This window comes from Mesorhizobium sp. M1329 (genome assembly GCF_040318035.1).
In the GTDB taxonomy this organism is placed as follows: domain Bacteria; phylum Pseudomonadota; class Alphaproteobacteria; order Rhizobiales; family Rhizobiaceae; genus Mesorhizobium.
Map to the genome: position 1 here is coordinate 153,561 of NZ_JAMYLN010000005.1, position 15,557 is coordinate 169,117.

Here is a 15,557-nt window from a genome sequence, read left to right on the forward strand (position 1 = left end):
CGAGGAGCGGTCGATGTCGGCGGAAGCAATCTCCGAAAACAGCGCGAAAAACGATTTCTGGGACGGCGTGCGGCTCAGCATGCCCGTCGTGGTGGCGTCGGCGCCGTTTGCGTTGCTGTTCGGGGCGCTCGCAGTCGACAACGGGTTTTCCGTGCTCGAAGCGTTCCTGATGAGCGCAACGGTGTTCGGCGGCGCCAGCCAGATGGTCGGCATCGAGCTGTTCGGCCAGCATGTCGCGCCGTGGCTGATCGTGCTGTCGATCTTCGCCGTGAATTTTCGCCATGTGCTCTATTCGGCCGGTATCGGCCGGCGCATCGCGCATTGGCCACTGATCCAGCAGGCGATAGGCTACTTCGTGCTTACCGATCCGCAGTTCGCGGTGGCCGAGCGCAAGGCGGAGGCCGGCGAGACCGTCGGGTTCACCTGGTATATGGGGCTTGGGCTGCCGGTCTATGTGTTCTGGATCATCGAAAGCGCGCTCGGCGCGATGTTCGGCAAGCTTATTCCCGACACCCATGCGCTGGGCGTCGATTTCCTGCTGCCGATCTATTTTCTCGGCCTGGTCATGAGCTTCCGCAAGCGGCCGCTGTGGCTGCCGGTGGTCGTCGCCAGCGCTGCCGCCTCCATCATTGCCTACAAGACGGTCGGCTCGCCCTGGCATGTCTCCATAGGTGCGCTGGCCGGCGTGCTGCTCGCCGTCATCCTGCCGCCCCGCCACAGCGGCGTGGAGGCACGGCCATGAGCACGACCTTGTGGATCATCATCGCCGCTTCGATCGCGACCTATCTGACCCGCATCGGCGGTCATCTGGTGATCTCCCGCTTCGATCATATCCATCCGCGCGTCGAAGCCGGGCTCAGCGCCGTGCCGGCGGCGGTGCTGACCACGCTGGTGGCGCCGGCGGCGCTCAGCGCCGGGCCGGCGGAATGGACAGCCTTGATCGTTGCAGGCCTTGCCTCACTGCGCGGCGGCCTGATGGCGATGTTCCTGGCGGGTGCTGCCGTGCTGATCCTCGCGCGGCAGCTCGTCGGCTGATCGACTTTTGCCTTGGCGGCGAGAGCACACATGCGCTTTACCGCAGCGACTATTGCCGTGCCGACCCGCGACAGGCTCAGCCGGATCGCTTCCGCTCTCTCCTGGTGGGCGCAACGCACGGCGTCGCTATAGAGCGCTTCGCGCTGCTTCGGCGTCAATGCGCTTAGATCGATCGGCTGGATGCCGAAGGGCTCACGCGACATTTCCATCTCCCCTGGTTTGCCGTGTTGATCGGCAGCTACACCGGCGATTTACGGGAAAGGCATAATCAGTTAAAATGAATAATTAAGATCGTTATGTTCTCCAGGAGAGATGTATGGATTTGGCCGATCTGCGCATCTTCCGCACGGTGGTGCGCGAGGGCGGAATCACCAGGGCAGCGGAAAAACTGTTTCGCGTGCAGTCGAACGTGACCACACGCATCCGGCAGCTCGAGGAGGATCTCGGCGTGCAGCTGTTTATCCGGGAGGGCAAGCGCCTGCACGTATCGCCGGCCGGTCACAAATTGGTCGGCTATGCGGATCGGCTGCTGGCGCTTGCGGAGGAGGCTCGAACGGCGATGCTCGATCCACGCCCGTGCGGCACGCTTCGCCTAGGTGCCATGGAGAGCACCGCCGCGGCCCGGCTTCCAAGTCTGCTCGCCGATTATCACGCACGTTATCCCGAAGTGGAAATCCAGTTGCGCACCGGCAATCCGCAGGTTCTCGCGACCGCCATGCTTGCCGGCGAACTCGATGCGGCCTTCGCCGCCGAGCCGATCGCCGACGCTCCGTTCGAAAAGCAGTCAGCATTCCAGGAGCAGCTGGTCATTGTCTCGGCGGCATCGCGCGTTTCGATCGACGACCGCCTGGACATGCCCAAAACCATGATAGCCTTCGAGCACGGCTGCCCGCACCGAAAGCGGCTGGAACAATGGTATGCGCGCAGAGGGTTCATGGCCGAGAAAACCATCGAGCTTGGTTCATACCATGCCATCCTTGGTTGCGTGGTGGCTGGCATGGGCATAGCGCTGATGCCGAAAAGTGTGCTTTCGGGTTTCCCGGAGAGCCGCTGGCTAAAGCTGCACGAACTGCCCGCTGACGAAGACAACGCCGTCACGGTGTTGTTCTGGCGCAAGGGAGCCGGTTCTCCCAACGTCACGGCTTTGCAGGAACTGCTTGCGGAGCAAAGCCTGTCAACCGGCGTTGCGGCCGCGGCTATTGCTTGAAGTCGTGCGGCAGCGGGGCGGTTGCTTTTTCCAGCCAGGCCAGCGTTTCGCCGTCGAGCATCGGTCCGATCTCGGCCAGCACCCGCGCATGGTATTCGTCGAGCCAATGGAGCTCGTCACGGGTTAAGAGGTCCGATCGGACCAGCCGCTTGTCGATCGGGGCCAGCGTCAGTGTCTCGAAGCCATGCATGGCGATGTCGCCGCCCTCGATCGCTTCAGCCGGCGTCACCAGGACGAGATTCTCGATGCGGATGCCGTAGGAACCTTCCTTGTAATAGCCGGGCTCGTTGGAGAGGATCATGCCGGCCAGCAGCTTTTCGGTGCCGGTCTTCGCGATACGCTGCGGGCCCTCATGCACGGCAAGATAGGAGCCGACACCGTGTCCGGTGCCATGGGCGAAGTCGCATCCGTGTCTCCACAGCGCCAGGCGCGCTACGGCATCGATTTCGGAGCCGCGCGTGCCTTGCGGGAAGCGCAGCATGGAGATGCCGATCATGCCTTTCAGCACCAGCGTGAAGCGTTCGCGCATCTCCTCGGTTGGCGTGCCGATCGGCACGGTGCGGGTGATGTCGGTGGTGCCGTCCTGGTACTGCCCGCCGGAGTCGAGCAGGAACAGCTCGCCATCCCCCAGCTTGCGATTGGTGGCGCGGGAGACGCGGTAGTGCATGATGGCGCCGTTAGGACCAGCGCCGGAGATGGTGTCGAACGATACGTCGCGCAGCGGCATCTGTGTTTCTTCGCCGGTCTGACGGCGCGTCTCCTCAAGCCTGGTGACAACGGCGATTTCGTCGAGCGTGCCGGGCTTCTGGCGGTCGAGCCAGCACAGCAGCTTGGCGACCGCGGCGCCGTCGCGGCGATGCGCGGCGCGTGCGCCGGCGATCTCAGCTTTGTTCTTTGTTGCGCGTGGAATGCGGGCTGGATCGGGCACGGCAATGACGGTGCCGCCATTATCCTCAACCAGCATCCTGAGCTTGTCCGCCGCGAGAACCGGGTCCAGCGCGATTTTTGCGCCGCCCTTGGCCAGGGTGACGATTGCCGTTTCGAATTCACCGGGTTCATGCAATTCGGCGAGTTGCGTCAGGTAGGCCGCGACGGTGCGCGAAAACTTGCGCTGGTCCATGAAAAGCAGATGCGAGCCGTCGGCGGCCAGCACGGCAAAGCCGAGCGCCAGCGGTGTGTGCGGTACGTCGCCGCCACGGATGTCGAAGGCCCAGGCAATGGAAGAGGGGTCGGTCAGCACGGCATGGGTGGAGCCGTCCTTCTCGATGGCCGCCGCCAGCCGCACCAGCTTGTCCTTGGCCAGTTCGCCGGCAAAGCCGATCGGGTGGATCTCGACCGGCGCCAGTGGCGGCCCGGGCTGGTCCTGCCAGATGGCGTCGATTGGATTCTCTTCGAGTGGCACCAGTATCGCGCCTGATTTCTCGGCCGAGGCCTTCAGCGCCCTGACGTCGCTGATCGTATGCAGCCACGGATCGAAGCCCAACCGCACGCCCTTGCCGAGATTGTCCTTGATCCAGTTGGCCGGCGGGTTGTCGACAAGGCTCTCGATTGAAAAGATGTCGAGATCGACTTCCTGGCGCACCTGCAGCGTGTAGCGCCCGTCGACAAACATGACGGCGCGCTCGTCAAGCACAATGGCGACTCCGGCCGAGCCGCTGAAGCCGGTCAGCCATTTCAGTCGTGCCGAGCGGTCGGCGACATATTCGCCCTGGTGCTCGTCGGCACGGGGCACGATGAAGCCATCCAGCCCGTTCGCCGCCAACCATTGGCGCAGCATTGCCACGCGCGGCTTGCCAACGGCCGGATCGCCGGCGGAATCGAAGGTCTGGAACATGTCGGCTCTCCTCGAATGCTGGCGCGACCGTAGCGCATGAGTTGGAAAATCGGAATCGATTTTCGGACCGATCATGGCTGGCCGCCACAGCGTCCTTTTGCGCATGGAGGCCATGCAGAATCGGCGATTTCAAAAAGCGTCAGCAGGGCTTACCTTCTTCACGTGGAGGAAAGAGTCCTATTGCCCTGCAAAGGAGACCGTCATGTCCACGATTTCAGCCAGACGCGGATTTTTCAGAAACGCTGTGAACGCGCTGATCGAAGCTCGCCAGCGCGAAGCGAGCAGGTATGTGAGCGGCGTTCTGCTTGGCTTCGATGACGAAACGCTGAAAGCTCACGGCTACGATCGCGAACAGCTGAAGAAAGTGGCGAACTCGCGCTCGGTCCGAGCTGATTCCGGCTTGCGCTGAAGGCGCTGCGCCTCAGCGCTTGAGGTGAATCGTCACCCAGCCCTCGCGGTGCAAGGTGCGGACGTGCCGGAATTTCTGGCCGACATAGGCCGCGACTACCGCGTCGCGCTGGCGCCCGAGGATGCCCGACAAAACGATTGAGCCACCAAGCGCGATATTCCCGGCCATTTGCGGCGCCAGACGCATCAGCGGCCGCGCCAATATGTTGGCGACGATCAGGTCGAAGGGCGCACGCGCGGCAAAGATCGGATGATGAAAACCGGGCGCCGCTACCGTTTCAATAAACCCTTTGACCTGGTTCAGCCGCGCATTGGCGGCGGCCACCTTGACGGCGACGGGGTCGATGTCGGCCGCCAGCACCGGAATATGCGCGAGCTTGGCTACCGCGATGGCGAGCACCGCGCTGCCGGTGCCAAGGTCGAGCGCGTTGCGCGGATGCTCGCGCCGTATGACCTGCTCCAGCATTTCGAGGCAGCCGGCTGTGGTGCCGTGGTGGCCGGTGCCGAAGGCAAGGCCGGCCTCGATCTCGATGGCGAGCTCGCCGCTGTGGCGCTTCCTGCGGTCATGCGCGCCATGGACGAAGAAGCGGCCGGCCCGCACCGGCTTCAATCCCTCTAGCGAGCGCGCCACCCAGTCGATGTCGGGCAGCGCTTCGCGCGCTATCGGTTTTGACAGTGACAGTCCGGCAAGGATGCCCCTAAGCCGCGCCTCGACCGCATCGACGTCGTCGTCGGCATAGAGCGATACTTCGTGGATGTCGCGGTCCTCGTCGACCTCGAGCACCGCAATCGGCAGGCCCTCATCGTCGAATGCCGCACCGAGCGCCGCGAAGATGCGATCAGCCTCGATCTTGCCCGCGGTGAAATACAAACGCGTCTGCGTCATTACCGGATATGTCAACCTTCCGCCGCCAGCCGTTTGAGCTTGGCGATGGCGGCGTCCGGGCTTTCGCCATAGGCAATGGTGCCGGCAAAATCGCCCTTGGCATTGAGCAGCAGCACCGAAGCGGTGTGGTCCATCGTGTAGTCGCCGTCGTTCGTGTCGACTTTCTTCCAGTAGATGCCGAAGGACTTGGCCATGGCGTGGACCTTATCCGGATCGCCGGTGATGCCGAGGATGCGATCGGAGAAATTGCTGACATAGGTGTTCATGATTTCGGGCGTATCGCGCTCCGGGTCGATCGTAACGAAATAGGCACGCAGGTTCTTGCCGTCGTCGCCCATCGTCTTCAGCCAGCCGGCCAACTCGAAAAGCGTGGTCGGGCAGACTTCCGGACAGTGTGTGAAGCCGAAGAAGACGACGCTGGGGTGGCCGCGAAAGGCGGCTTCGGTGACCGGCGTGCCCTTCTGGTCGACCAGCGTGAAAGGTGCTCCGAACGGCTCGCCGCCATAATGTCCGCGGTACCAGTCGAAGGTGAGCCAACCGATTCCTGCGGCCATCAGGACGAGAATACCGACCAGAATTGAACGCATCATCAGTGAAGTCCGTCGTTATTTCCATCGGCGCCGGGTTGGCGCCGTGAAGCCCTGGCTTGGCGAACACTCTTAGCGGTTCGGTCGCGCCGACGCAAAGATGTCGCGTTGCCGCAACCGGCAATGCTGTGGGAGGCGATCTGCTTGCAAAGCGCTGCCGTTCGTCCCACCTGAGGTCGGCAAAATTCGAACCGCAGGAGGCCTCTTTGCGAAAACTGATTGGCGGCGCGCTGGCCGCATGCCTTGTCATTGGCGCTGGCGCCGCCGCCGCCGAGGAAGTCGGCAAGGTCGGCGTCGATTGGCTCGGCAACGACATCATCGTCGAGGCGATCAAGGATCCGAAGGTCGAGGGCGTGACCTGCCACGTCTCCTATTTCGACCGCGGCGTGATCGACCGCCTGCAGAAAGGCAACTGGTTCGAGGACCCGTCCGATTCCTCGATCTCCTGCCGCCAGACCGGGCCGATCACCATTGGCGACATCGACATGAGCGAGGCCGGCGAGGAGGTGTTCAAGCAAGGCATCAGCCTGATCTGGAAAAAGCAGGTGGTGAACCGCATCTACGACAAGGCCAACGAGACGCTGATTTACCTGTCGCATTCGCGCCAGGTGCAGGATGGCTCGGCAAAAATGTCGGTCACCACTGTGCCGCTCTACGGCCAGAACGTGGTGTGGACCAGCGGCAAGCCGAAATAGAGACTTAAGGTGCTACAGGGTCCTTGGCGCCCAAACGGATGTGCGGCGCTGCACTCGGCTTGCGAGACTATGCGCGCGGGCGTAAAGCGCCCGCATGGACCGTCCCGAACACCTTGTCCTGAAAGATCCCGAGCCGCGCATCCATCCGACGGCGGAGTTGAAGGCGTGCAAGCTTGGACGCTATGCGTCGATCGGCGAGCGGGTCATCCTGCGCGAGGTGACGGTCGGCGACTTCTCCTACTTCGAGCGCCATGCCGAGGCGATCTATACGACGATCGGCAAATTCTGCTCGATCGCCGCCAACAGCCGCATCAATGCGCTGGAGCATCCGGTCGAGCGGCTGACGCAGCACAAGATCAGCTATCGGCCCAACGAATATTTCCGCTGGCTGGGTGTCGATCAGGCGTTCCGCGACCGGCGGCGGGCGAAAGCCGTCAGCATCGGCCATGATGTCTGGATCGGCCATGGCGCCGTGATCATGCCTGGCGTAGTGATCGGCAATGGCGCGATCGTCGGTGCCAATGCGGTGGTGACGCGAGACGTGCCGGCCTATGCAATCGTCGCCAGCGTTCCGGCCCGGCCATTGCGGCAGCGCTTCAGCGCGGAAACTGCGGCCCGGATCGAACGTCTTGCCTGGTGGGACTGGCCGGTCGAGAAACTGGCCAGGGCAGTCCCCGACATGCAGGTCTTGCCCATCGAGGCTTTCCTCGACCGCTGGGAAAACGACGCCACCTGATCTTTGCAAGCGCGGCGCGCGCGGTTTGACCGTGAATTCCACCTCACAGGGAACTTGAGGCAGCTGCCGATTGTTTCTCCCTGCCATGATCGAGAAGCTGTTCACCAGGATCGCCAACTATGTCGCCCATCTTGCCGGTCTGCCACCGACGTTTGCCGTCTGTTTCCTGATCATTGTGGTCTGGGCGGTAAGCGGTCCGGTCTTCGGCTTTTCCGACACGTGGCAGCTCGTCATCAATACCGGCACCACGATCGTCACCTTCCTGATGGTGTTTCTCATCCAGAACACCCAGAACCGCGACAGTGCAGCGATTCAGGCCAAGCTCGACGAGTTGATCCGCGTCAGCAAAGCCAAGAATACCTTTATCGGCATCGAACACCTGACCGAATCCGAAGTCGAGGAAATCCGCGCCAAATGTGAACGAGCGGCGAAGCGGCACGACGAACAGATCGCCGACATGGCCGCAGCAAAAGCCGTGGCTAAGAAGCGCAACACTAAGAAGCATACCGCGGCGTGAGCGAGCTTGTTGTTCGACTTCCCAACAGAGCTTACGCGAACGGTCGCGGGATCATTTCATGAATGCTGCAAAGGCTTCCTTGTAGTCCGGGTGCCAGCGCGACAGAGCGGGGCGGTTCTCGATGATGTCGCCAATCGCCCAGGCCATGCGCTTTTCGTCCATGGACCGGGTCGCCTCGTTATCGGGACACAGGAGGTAGAAATCGCCGCGCCGCAGCGAGGCCAGCATGAAGTCGATGACCTGCTCGCCGGTCCACGCGCCGGCCGGCTTTTCGGTCGCACCTTCGGTCAGGCCGGTAAAAGTGAACCCGGGAATGAGCAGATGCGCCGCGACACTGGCGCCGGGCTCGTTGCGCAGCGCGTGTGCAAGGCCCTCGGTATAGGTCTTCACGCCAGCTTTGGAAACGTTGTAGGCGAGGTTGCCGGGCGGCGTGGTAATGCCTTGCTTGGAGCCGGTGTTGACGATCAAGCCGGGCTTTCCCGCCGCCAGCATGCGCGGCGCGAAGGCCTCGACGCCATGCACGACACCCCAGAAATTGATGTCCAGCAGCCGCTTCCAGGCGTCACGGTTCTCCCAGGGCTTGCCGGGGTTGTTGCCGACGCCGGCGTTGTTCATCAGCAGCGAGACGTCGCCAAAGGCGCCGGATGTCTTTTCGGCCAAACGGTCGAGCTCGTCGGCTTTCGAGACGTCAGTGGCAACGGCAAGCGCGGCGCTCTCGCCGGCGATGGCGGCGACGGCGTGTCGGGCCTCATCGAGGCGTGCGCCGCCGATATCGGCCAGCACGATCTTCATGCCCATCGCCGCCAGCCGTTTGGCCGCGGCGAGGCCGATGCCGCTGGCTGCGCCGGTGATGACGGCGACATTACCGGAGGCAAGTGCGGGCAGGGCGGTCTGGATCTCGGCGTCGGTGGTCATGATTTTCTCCTGTTCTGGCCGCGGCGAACTTAGCGCGGAACGAGGCTCGCGCAAGCCGATGCCGGCATCTTCGGGTTGACCGCGTCGGCGGGCGCTGCGCATGCTGATATCGAAAAAGGAGAGTGACGATTGACCGACTGGATCGAGATCCTGAAAGAACAGACCGCAACCGGCGACCAGATGAGCCGCGAAGTGCCGCAAATGCTTGCCAATCCCGACATCAGCGAAGCGCAAGTGAAAACGCTGTTTTCGGCGCTCGAAAAACAGGCGGAGTTCGTCGAAAAGCTGCGTATGGCGCTGGAAAAATTCGGCCATGATTTTTCAGTGATCAAGGCGGCCGAGCGGCTGGAGGAGCGCTACGCCGACCTGGCCGCTTCGGTAGCGGAAAAGCTGAAGGAAATGCGAGGCTAGAGCCTGTTCCATGCCGATAGAATTCGGGACGGGGCTCCATCGTCTCGTTTGACCATGATCTTTCCCGAAACCGGCATCCACTTTTCGCTGACGCGGTCCTTCGGTTCGGGATCATGATCCGTCTATTTCTCGATTAGCCGCTCGAAGCGCCTGTCCGGCACGAACCAGACCATCGCCACCAGGACATAGATCGCGACACCGATCCAGTGATTGACGAAGGTCAGCGCGATGGCGGAAAGATAGAGGACCAGCGAGATCTTTCCCTTGCGGTCGTTGCCCAACGCCCTGGCGAAAAGGGTTTCGCTGCCGTGCAGCCGATGCAGGGCCATGGTGAGGATGTTGAAGCCGATGGCGCAGAGCGCCAGGTCGACGCCATAGACGGCGACCGGCACCGGCGCGAAATGGTTCTCACCCATGAAGGCTGTCGTCGCCGGCATCAGCGATAGCCAGAACAGCAGGTTGAGGTTCGCCCACAGCACGCGGCCGTCGACCCGCTGCACGGTATGGAACATGTTGTGCAAATTGTTCCAGTAGATGCCGACATTGATGAAGGACAGCACATAGCTGAGGAATATCGGCCAGAGTGGTGCCAGCGCGGAAAAATCCTCGCCATGCGGCACCTTCAATTCCAGCACCATGATGGTGATGATGATGGCGACTACGCCATCGGTAAATGCCTCGACCCGTCCCTTGCCCATGAATCTCCCCTGACAATCCGCTGAAGTTAAAAGATGATCTCGCTCAGCGCCATCGGCAAAGCTGCCAAACTTGTCAGGAGCAAGCCGGGGAGGGGGAACGGCTGACGCGAAAAAGGCGTTAGGACGTCAGATCCCGAACAGCAAAAGGTCGAAAAAAATGACAGCTCACGTTCGAGTCATGACGCGCGATCACGAACTCGGCGGCCGCGCTGCAGCGGCCGCCGTGGCCGCCATGATCGCGGCTCTTTTCGCCGGCAGCACGGCGCTGACGCCGCTTTACATCATCTACAAGCAGGTCTTCGGCTTCTCGCAGATCACTTTGACGCTGGTCTACGCCGTCTATGTCATCGGCAATCTGGCGGCGCTGCTGATGTTGGGGCGTGTGTCCGATGTCATCGGGCGCCGTCCAATGGCATTGGCCGGGATGGCGGTGGCCGTTGTCAGCGCGGTGGTTTTCCTGTTCGCCGAAAATGTCGCCTGGCTCGATGTCGCCCGAATTCTGAGCGGACTGGGAATCGGGGTCGGCGCGGGTACCGGCACCGCCTGGCTCGCCGAATTGCTCCCGACCGACGACAAGTCACAGGCGGCGACGATTGCCACCAGCACCAATTTCCTCGGCCTCGGCCTCGGTGCGCTGGGGGCCGGGTTGCTCGCCGAATACGCGCCTTGGCCGCTCAGGCTGACATTCGTCGCCTACCTTGCGATGCTCGCGACTGTAACCCTGCTGGTCTGGCGCACGCGGGAAACCGTTTCGCGGCCGGGGAGACTGGCTGACGTTTCGATGCGGCCGCGGCTTTCCGTGCCCGATGACATCCGCGCAAGTTTCGTTGCGCCGGCGGTGACCGGCTTTGGCGCAATGGCGCTGGTCGGCTTTTATGCAGCACTCGCACCGAGCATTTTGGCGCAACAACTGCAGGTAACCAATCATGCCGAAGCCGGCGCTCTGTTCTTTGAATTGGCGATCGTGACGGCCGCCACCATTGTAGCGACAGCACGACTTTCGAGCCGAGCCGCGATGTTCGCAGCGCTTGCGCTGATGATCCCAACCGTCGCGCTGATTGTTGCGGCGCAGGTCTTCGCCTCGATGGCCATAATGATTGCCGGGACCGCCTTGTGCGGCGTGGCGGCAGCGCTCGGCTATCGCGGCGGCTTGCAAGTGGTGAACGAGATCGCGCCGGCGGACCGGCGCGCGGAAGTCGTCTCGGCCTTCTTCATCTGCTGTTTTTGCGGCAACGCGCTGCCGGTGATCGGCATCGGCGTCCTGTCGACCATGACAAGCGCGACCGTGGCAAGCGTGGCCTTTGCCGGCATGATTGTCGTCTTTTCGCTGGTGGCGCTCGGCTTTGGCGCGAAACACGCGCGCTGAGCCGGCCTTTCAGCCGTTCGGCGTCTCGGGTGAAAGATGGGCGCGCTGGCGCGGTACGCCGAGGCCGGTATCCGGCGGTTCGCCGGCAGCCGGCCGGCTCTCGATCATGTGCAGGCTGCGCCAGCGGCCGAAGCGATAATAGGCCGCGGCCAGCACGAGCGAGGTTATCGAGCCGGCCGGAAAGCTCCACCACAGCGCTTCCTCGCCGATCACGCTTCGGAAGAAATAGGCGAAGCTGGTGCGCACCAGCAGCACCGAGATCACCAGGATGATCAGCGGCGGCATCACCGCGCCAGTGGCACGCACGGTGGCGAAGAGCACGATGGTGATGCCGAACAGGATGAAGGACCACGACGCGATCTTGTTGATGTGAGTGGCGATGTCGATTGCTGCACTGTCGCTGCCGAGGAAGAGGCTGAGCACCGCGCGATCGAATACGAACAGCAGCGCGACAAGCACGCCGGTGAGCACAAGGTTGAAGCCGACGCCGGAGGCGGCGATGCGGCCGATCCGGTCCCAGCGCCCGGCGCCGACATTTTGCGCCGCCATGGACGACACCGCGGCGCCGATGGCGAGTGCCGGCATCTGGATATAGGTCCAGAGCTGTGCGGCTATGCCGTAGGCGGCTGCGACCTGCGAGCCGTACGAATTGACCATGCCCATCACCGTCAGAGCCGCGGACGAGACGACGATCATCTGCAGGCCCATCGGCACGCCCTTGAAGACGACAAGTCGCAGCAGCGCCGGGTCCGGCCGCAGCAGAGCAAGATTGGCGCCGGCCAGCCGCAGCGGGTGCTTGCGCGCATAAAGCACGATCAGGATGGCAACCACGCTTACCGTCTGGCCGATCAGCGTCGAGGCGGCCGAGCCGGCGATGCCGAGTTCGGGGAACGGGCCGATGCCGAGGATGAGCAACGGGTTCAAAATGACGTCGAGCACGACGGCCAGCGCCATGAAGAGGAAAGGCGTGCGCGAGTCGCCGGCGCCGCGCAGCACTGTCATGACGAAGGAGAGCAGGTTCATCATCGGCACGGCCAGGAAGATGATGCGCAGATAGGAGCGCGCCAGCGGCAAAGCATCGGCCGGCGTGCCGAGTGCATCGAGGATCGCATCGACCCAGATCCAGCCGCAGACCGCGAACACCACCGAGACGAGGAAGAAGAAGGTGGCGCTGGTGCCGACGATGCGCCGGGCTTCGGGCAGGTCACGAGCGCCGACGGATTGCGCGACCAGGATGGTCGCCGCCATGCCGATGCCGAAGACGGTGCCGAGGATGAGAAACAGCACGAGGTTTGCATTGGACGTGGCGGTCAGCGCCGCTTCACCGAGGAAACGACCGACCCACACGGCATTGATCGAGCCGTTGAGCGACTGCAGCACATTGGAGCCGAGCACCGGCAGGGCAAACAGCAAAAGGGTGCGCGGGATAGGCCCACTGGTGAGGTCGCCGGTCCGCCGGCGCGGGGGCATGTTGTCGTCCATGGCAGGCAACTCGGCGAAGGCTTGTCTTGAGTCCGCAATGATTGCCGATTTAACGGGAGAGGTCGATGCGGCGTCGCAAATTCCGCCTGGCGTGCCTTGATCTAAGCATTTCTCAAACCTTCCGGAATCGTATATTGATCCTGCACGCGTGGGGCCGCATTTCCTGGATCTCATGGGCAAGCCGGGGGGCTCATGTCCGATATTCCGTTGTTTTTTGAGCGCCTGAACCGGCGCGCCTTTCTCGGTGCATCGGCTCTGGGCGCGGCCTCCGTGGCTCTTTCGGCGTGCACCACGACGGACGTGGCGGCGCCGCCGGTGACAGCGGCGCCAAGCGAGCCGGCTTTCGGCGATGCCGCAAGCATGTATGCGGCGCGCGTCGACGAGGGCTATCAACTGCCGGCAATACCGGTAGCCAAGATCGATCCGAAATTCGTCCGCCAAATCGTGTCCGATCCGACCGGTGAAAAACCGGGCACGATCGTCGTCGATACTTCCGAGCACTTCCTCTACCTGGTGCGCGACGGCGGCAAGGCAATTCGCTACGGCGTCAGCCTCGGCAAGGCCGGTTTCGGATGGACCGGCAGTGCCGTGGTTCAGGCGAGAAAGAAGTGGCCGGTGTGGACGCCGCCGCCGGAAATGATCCAGCGCCGGCCGGAACTGGCGAAATACAAGGACGGCATGCCGCCCGGTCCGCACAGCCCGCTGGGCGCCCGCGCGCTGTATCTCTTCCGCGACGGCAAGGACACGATGTACCGGCTGCACGGCACACCGGAGTGGGATTCCATTGGGAGGAACGCTTCATCCGGCTGTGTGCGCTTCATGAATCAGGACATTATCGACCTCTACAGCCGCGTCGACGGCGTCGCGCCGGTCTTCGTGCGCCCGAACCTGTCGGCCGCCGGGAAGATCGCCGCCGTGTCGAACAGGACGGCTGAGCCGATCGATGCCGGCGTGCCAAGGGACGCGGAGATGCTGAAGTGAGTGCCCTCGTGCCGCAACCCCGTTTCACGGCGCATTGATCCTTTAAGACCATTTCTTGCGCGGGCGAGCCGCAACTGAAGCGCACGACCGTTCAATCGCCGGCTCAGGCGGACGCGTTCGGCGCGTCCGCCTGTATGGGTGCCGCTACTTCTTGGCGAGGCCGGGAATCGTGACCTGATAAACCAGGAACATGGTGTCGACATCGGCGCCATCCTCGGCCTTGTAGGCCGCGCCGACCTGGAAACCGTCCTGGGTGAGGAAGTCGTTGTCATTGGCGACGAACAGAAAATAGTCGTCGGGCAGCTTTGGATCGAGGACGCTCACCACCGACATCGCCTCCCACTTCTCTGAGAGGTTGTTGCGGTCGTTGGGCGCGCCATTGTGCAGCCCGAAGCGGCCGAGCTCGCTCTTGTCGTTGATGTCGATGAACGGCGTCAGCTTGGCGGGCGTCACCGATGCATCGAGCTCACCCTTGGGCGCAACCGGCTTGTCCTTGTCGAACTCTGTGCCGGCGATATCGGTTGCCGCCGACACATCGACGATGCTGATCTCGCGATGGAGCGAAGTGTCGCCCTTCAGCCCTTGGCCGTTGCCGCTGTCGCGCGCCAGCATCAGGAAGGTCTTGTCCGACAGCGCCACGATTTCGCTCTGCGCGGCGATCTTGGTTTTGCCCTTGGCATCGGTGAACACCGGCAGCGGCACGACATATTCATGCGCGAGCTTGAGTTGGTCAGGATCCGAAGCATCGTAGACCAGCGCGCGCGTGTTCCGGCGCGTCGAGGGCGAATCGCCGCCATCTTGTCTGGGTGCCGACTGCAGCACGGCGATCAGGAACTTGCCGTCGGGCGTCAGTGCCATGCCTTCAAGGCCCTGGTTGTTCTGGCGGCCGGTTTCGGGATCCTTCGGATCTGGGTCCGCCGCGCCAGGTCCCGGATTGTCGGACGCGAAGTTCGGCGTGCCATGACGCATCGGGACAAGCGCCGCCGGCGGCTGCGTTGCCGACATCAGACGCCCATTGGCGGAGAAGCGATAGATGTTCGGGCCGTATTCGTCCGAGATGAACATGGTGCCGTCGGGCAGCCGCACGATCGCCTCGTTGTCGAGCGCAAGCTTGCCGTTGGCTTCGGGCAGGATCGGCATGTCGTCGGCCGCGGCGCGCACGCCGTTGAGCGGATCGAGGCCGGTTGCGTCGGCGCCCTTGTCGTCGGTCAAAAGCATGGTGTCGGCTAAGGTTGCCTTGAGGCCCGACTGTTCCTGCCCGGCGGCTGGTGTGGCACCCGGCGCGGCCGGCGCGAACTCGATGGCGATCGTGTTGAAACGCGAGCGATAGTCGGTGGTGCCGACGACATTGTAGCCGCGATCCGGCAGCAGCCAAAGCGAGCCCTTGTAGCCGTCCGCCCCATGGGTCCAGCCGGCAGCATCGATCGACATGCCGGAGCCGGACCCAAACGTCTCGCCGAACTTGTCCTTCTGGCTGGCCGGGATGCGGCCGACACCGACTAGGCCCTTGTTGACGAAGCTGACGCCGCCGACTGTCGCGGCGTTTTCAGCCAAGGCCGGGGTCAAGGCGGTGAACATCGCCAGCGCGACGGCGAGGGACGCGGTTCGGTGCAGGTTTTTCATGGATATCCTCCTTGAGACAAAGCTGCCGGGATCTGAAAAGGCGTCGCGTCGCATCAAGGACGCCGCGTAAGCCTTCGGAGAAGCGATCTAGGACGCGAACGTGATACTTGCGTGACAGTGCCGCGCTTGCTTGTCCCCCGTGGTCGCAACTGGCCTGGGTATGGCGAATTCGTCGT

Annotated in this window: 17 protein-coding genes; 10 read left to right on the forward strand and 7 right to left on the reverse strand. The window is 63.1% G+C overall.

Annotated elements, in window-relative coordinates:
- The first annotated feature begins 13 nt into the window (after nucleotides 1-13).
- The 3 genes from NKH21_RS07010 (at nucleotide 14) to NKH21_RS07020 (ending at nucleotide 2,242) form a co-directional block, all read left to right on the forward strand.
- The gene (locus tag NKH21_RS07010) at nucleotides 14-742 is read left to right on the forward strand and encodes an AzlC family ABC transporter permease (protein WP_352863696.1); all 729 of its coding nucleotides are present in this window, start codon (nucleotides 14-16) and stop codon (nucleotides 740-742) included.
- Complete coding sequence (locus tag NKH21_RS07015; protein ID WP_352863698.1) at nucleotides 739-1,035, forward strand: AzlD family protein; 297 nt, start codon at nucleotides 739-741, stop codon at nucleotides 1,033-1,035. Before NKH21_RS07010 ends, NKH21_RS07015 begins: the two co-directional genes overlap by 4 nt.
- A 316-nt stretch (nucleotides 1,036-1,351) precedes the next feature.
- Nucleotides 1,352-2,242: a LysR family transcriptional regulator gene (locus NKH21_RS07020; protein ID WP_352863700.1), complete on the forward strand. Its 891-nt coding sequence runs from the start codon at nucleotides 1,352-1,354 to the stop codon at nucleotides 2,240-2,242.
- Here NKH21_RS07020 and NKH21_RS07025 read toward each other — a convergent pair.
- The gene (locus NKH21_RS07025; protein ID WP_352863702.1) at nucleotides 2,232-4,076 is read right to left on the reverse strand and encodes an aminopeptidase P family protein; all 1,845 of its coding nucleotides are present in this window, start codon (nucleotides 4,074-4,076) and stop codon (nucleotides 2,232-2,234) included. The genes NKH21_RS07020 and NKH21_RS07025 overlap by 11 nt on opposite strands.
- A gap of 73 nt (nucleotides 4,077-4,149) precedes the next feature.
- Here NKH21_RS07025 and NKH21_RS07030 point away from each other — a divergent pair, with 73 nt between their 5' ends.
- A complete protein-coding gene (locus NKH21_RS07030; RefSeq protein ID WP_352863704.1) occupies nucleotides 4,150-4,485 on the forward strand; it encodes a hypothetical protein in 336 nt (111 codons plus the stop codon).
- A gap of 12 nt (nucleotides 4,486-4,497) precedes the next feature.
- Here the strand turns inward: NKH21_RS07030 and NKH21_RS07035 are convergent, their stop codons facing one another.
- Complete coding sequence (locus NKH21_RS07035) at nucleotides 4,498-5,370, reverse strand: 50S ribosomal protein L11 methyltransferase (protein ID WP_352863705.1); 873 nt, start codon at nucleotides 5,368-5,370, stop codon at nucleotides 4,498-4,500.
- A gap of 11 nt (nucleotides 5,371-5,381) precedes the next feature.
- The gene (locus NKH21_RS07040; RefSeq protein WP_352863707.1) at nucleotides 5,382-5,960 is read right to left on the reverse strand and encodes an SCO family protein; all 579 of its coding nucleotides are present in this window, start codon (nucleotides 5,958-5,960) and stop codon (nucleotides 5,382-5,384) included.
- A 203-nt stretch (nucleotides 5,961-6,163) separates the two neighbouring features.
- Between NKH21_RS07040 and NKH21_RS07045 the strand changes: the two genes are divergently transcribed.
- The 3 genes from NKH21_RS07045 (at nucleotide 6,164) to NKH21_RS07055 (ending at nucleotide 7,905) form a co-directional block, all read left to right on the forward strand.
- On the forward strand, nucleotides 6,164-6,652 hold the full coding sequence (locus tag NKH21_RS07045) for a CreA family protein (RefSeq protein ID WP_023676745.1): 489 nt from the start codon (nucleotides 6,164-6,166) through the stop codon (nucleotides 6,650-6,652).
- A 94-nt stretch (nucleotides 6,653-6,746) separates the two neighbouring features.
- Nucleotides 6,747-7,388, forward strand: coding sequence for a DapH/DapD/GlmU-related protein (locus NKH21_RS07050; protein ID WP_352863709.1), 642 nt, complete (start codon nucleotides 6,747-6,749; stop codon nucleotides 7,386-7,388).
- A gap of 85 nt (nucleotides 7,389-7,473) precedes the next feature.
- Nucleotides 7,474-7,905, forward strand: a complete 432-nt coding sequence (locus tag NKH21_RS07055; protein ID WP_352490368.1) for a low affinity iron permease family protein — start codon at nucleotides 7,474-7,476, stop codon at nucleotides 7,903-7,905.
- A 51-nt stretch (nucleotides 7,906-7,956) separates the two neighbouring features.
- Here the strand turns inward: NKH21_RS07055 and NKH21_RS07060 are convergent, their stop codons facing one another.
- On the reverse strand, nucleotides 7,957-8,820 hold the full coding sequence (locus NKH21_RS07060) for an SDR family NAD(P)-dependent oxidoreductase (protein WP_352863711.1): 864 nt from the start codon (nucleotides 8,818-8,820) through the stop codon (nucleotides 7,957-7,959).
- 129 nt (nucleotides 8,821-8,949) lie between these two features.
- Here NKH21_RS07060 and NKH21_RS07065 point away from each other — a divergent pair, with 129 nt between their 5' ends.
- Nucleotides 8,950-9,231, forward strand: a complete 282-nt coding sequence (locus NKH21_RS07065) for a hypothetical protein (protein ID WP_023721174.1) — start codon at nucleotides 8,950-8,952, stop codon at nucleotides 9,229-9,231.
- Between the two features lie 122 nt (nucleotides 9,232-9,353).
- On the opposite strand, the gene NKH21_RS07070 is transcribed toward NKH21_RS07065, so the two are convergent.
- Nucleotides 9,354-9,929: a TMEM175 family protein gene (locus tag NKH21_RS07070; protein WP_352863713.1), complete on the reverse strand. Its 576-nt coding sequence runs from the start codon at nucleotides 9,927-9,929 to the stop codon at nucleotides 9,354-9,356.
- A gap of 178 nt (nucleotides 9,930-10,107) precedes the next feature.
- Here NKH21_RS07070 and NKH21_RS07075 point away from each other — a divergent pair, with 178 nt between their 5' ends.
- On the forward strand, nucleotides 10,108-11,295 hold the full coding sequence (locus NKH21_RS07075; protein ID WP_352863715.1) for an MFS transporter: 1,188 nt from the start codon (nucleotides 10,108-10,110) through the stop codon (nucleotides 11,293-11,295).
- A 9-nt stretch (nucleotides 11,296-11,304) separates the two neighbouring features.
- Here the strand turns inward: NKH21_RS07075 and NKH21_RS07080 are convergent, their stop codons facing one another.
- Nucleotides 11,305-12,777 (reverse strand): MATE family efflux transporter, encoded by a 1,473-nt coding sequence (locus NKH21_RS07080; protein WP_352863717.1) that lies wholly within the window; start codon nucleotides 12,775-12,777, stop codon nucleotides 11,305-11,307.
- A 192-nt stretch (nucleotides 12,778-12,969) separates the two neighbouring features.
- Here NKH21_RS07080 and NKH21_RS07085 point away from each other — a divergent pair, with 192 nt between their 5' ends.
- On the forward strand, nucleotides 12,970-13,758 hold the full coding sequence (locus NKH21_RS07085; RefSeq protein WP_352863719.1) for a L,D-transpeptidase: 789 nt from the start codon (nucleotides 12,970-12,972) through the stop codon (nucleotides 13,756-13,758).
- Between the two features lie 144 nt (nucleotides 13,759-13,902).
- Here the strand turns inward: NKH21_RS07085 and NKH21_RS07090 are convergent, their stop codons facing one another.
- On the reverse strand, nucleotides 13,903-15,381 hold the full coding sequence (locus NKH21_RS07090; RefSeq protein ID WP_352863721.1) for an esterase-like activity of phytase family protein: 1,479 nt from the start codon (nucleotides 15,379-15,381) through the stop codon (nucleotides 13,903-13,905).
- Nucleotides 15,382-15,557 lie beyond the last annotated feature (176 nt).